The sequence below is a fragment of the Leucobacter chromiisoli genome (genome assembly GCF_016522505.1).
Lineage (GTDB): Bacteria > Actinomycetota > Actinomycetes > Actinomycetales > Microbacteriaceae > Leucobacter > Leucobacter chromiisoli.
Genome location: NZ_JAEHOH010000034.1, coordinates 1 through 2,004 on the forward strand (window position 1 = coordinate 1; position 2,004 = coordinate 2,004).

Sequence of the window (2,004 nt, forward strand, 5' to 3'; positions counted from 1 at the left end):
GGCAGACGCGCTACGAGATCGCCGACCCGCACCTCGCGGCGGCGCTCACGGCGCTGGTGGACGTGACGCTGGCCGTGGACGAGCACGCGCCGTGCATGGACGCCGAGTGCACGGTGCCGGGTTGCTGTGGGACGGGAGCGGGCGCGTGAGCGCGGCGTGCGGCTGCGACGAGCCGGAGACCCGGGTCGGCGAGGAGGCCGAGGAGGAGCGGGAGCGTCCGTGGTGGCGTGACCGCGGGATCATGGTCCCGGTGCTCTCCGGCGTAGCGTTCGGTACGGGCCTGGTCCTGGAATGGACGGGTGCGGAGATCCCGGCGCTGGTGGCGTTCTGGATCGGCCTGCTGCTGGGTGCGTCGACGTTCACGCCCGGCGCGATCCGCAAGCTGTTCACGGGCAAGCTGGGCATCGGGCTGCTGATGACGATCAGCGCAGTGGGCGCGGTCATCCTCGGCTACGTCGAGGAGGCCGCGGCGCTGGCGTTCTTGTACTCGATCGCCGAAGCGCTGGAGGACAAGGCCATGGACCGCGCCCGCGGCGGGCTGCGGGCGCTGCTCAAGCTGGTCCCGGAGACCGCGACCATCCGGCGGGATGGCGCGCCCGTGGAGGTCGCCGCGAAGGATCTGGCCGTTGGTCAGCTGATGCTCGTGCGTCCGGGTGAGCGGATCGCGACCGACGGGATCGTCCGGACGGGCCGGTCGAGCCTGGACACCTCGGCGATCACCGGGGAGTCGATCCCGGTGGAGGTCGAGCCCGGCGACGCGGTGTCGGCCGGGGCGATCAACACCGCCGGTGCCCTGGAGGTCGAGACGACCGCGGCGGGCACCGACAACTCGCTGACCACGATCGTGGAGCTGGTCGAGCAGGCGCAGGCTGAGAAGGGGGACCGTGCCCGCCTGGCCGACCGCATCGCCCGGCCGCTCGTGCCCGGCGTGCTGATCCTCGCCGCTCTCGTCGCGATCATCGGCTCGCTGCTGGGCGACCCGGAGCTGTGGATCACCCGCGCCCTCGTGGTGCTCGTCGCCGCGTCGCCGTGCGCGCTGGCGATCTCCGTCCCGCTGACCGTCGTCGCCGCGATCGGCTCGGCGAGCAGGTTCGGCGTGATCATCAAATCCGGTGCCGTGTTCGAACGGTTCGGCGTGATCCGCCACGTCGCCGTCGACAAGACCGGCACCCTCACCCGCAACGAGCCCGCCGTCACCGCCGTCCTCACCACGGACAGCGTGACCGAGGCGCAAGCCCTGGCCTGGGCGGCATCCCTGGAGCAGCACAGCACCCACCCGCTGGCCGCCGCGATCACCGCCGCCTCGCCCGGAGCCCCCGCCGCCCTGGACGTGACCGAGCAGGCCGGGCACGGCATCGAGGGCACCCTCGACGGGGCCCGGGTCACCGTCGGCAGCCCCCGATGGCTGGACGCCGGGACGCTCAAGGACCAGGTCGCGGGCCTGGAGGAGCAGGGCATGACCGTCGTGATCGTGCACCGCGACGACGTCCCGGTCGCGGCGATCGGCGTCCGCGACGAGCTGCGACCCGAGGTCCCCGAGGTGGTCCGCACCCTCGCCGCCCAGGGCGTCGGGATGACCATGCTCACCGGCGACAACGCCCGCACCGCCCGGGCTCTGGCAATGCAGGCCGGGATCGAGGACGTCCGCGCCGAGCTGCGTCCCGAGGACAAGGCCTCAGCGATCGCCAAGCTCGGCGAGAAGCAGGGGTCGGTCGCGATGATCGGCGACGGCATCAACGACGCCCCCGCCCTCGCCGCGGCGGACATCGGCATCGCGATGGGCGCGACCGGCTCCGACGCCGCGATCGAGTCCGCCGACGTCGCCTTCACCGGCCACGACCTGCGCCTGCTCCCGCGCGCGTTCGACCACGCCCGCCGGGGACGGCACATCATCAACCAGAACATCATTCTGTCGCTGCTGATCATCACCGTCCTGCTGCCGCTGGCCCTGTTCGGCGTCCTAGGCCTCGCGGCCGTGGTGCTCGTGCACGAGATCGCCGAGGT

1 protein-coding gene and 1 pseudogene are annotated in these 2,004 nt (G+C 72.7%); both read left to right on the forward strand.

All coding sequences use genetic code 11. From position 1 onward, the window contains the following. Window positions 1-149, forward strand: a pseudogene (locus tag JD276_RS15635) (Cd(II)/Pb(II)-sensing metalloregulatory transcriptional regulator CmtR); the annotation flags it as partial. Beyond that, on the forward strand, window positions 146-2,004 hold a 1,859-nt coding region (locus JD276_RS15640), incomplete at its 3' end, for a heavy metal translocating P-type ATPase (protein ID WP_200116589.1). The pseudogene JD276_RS15635 and the gene JD276_RS15640, both read left to right, overlap by 4 nt.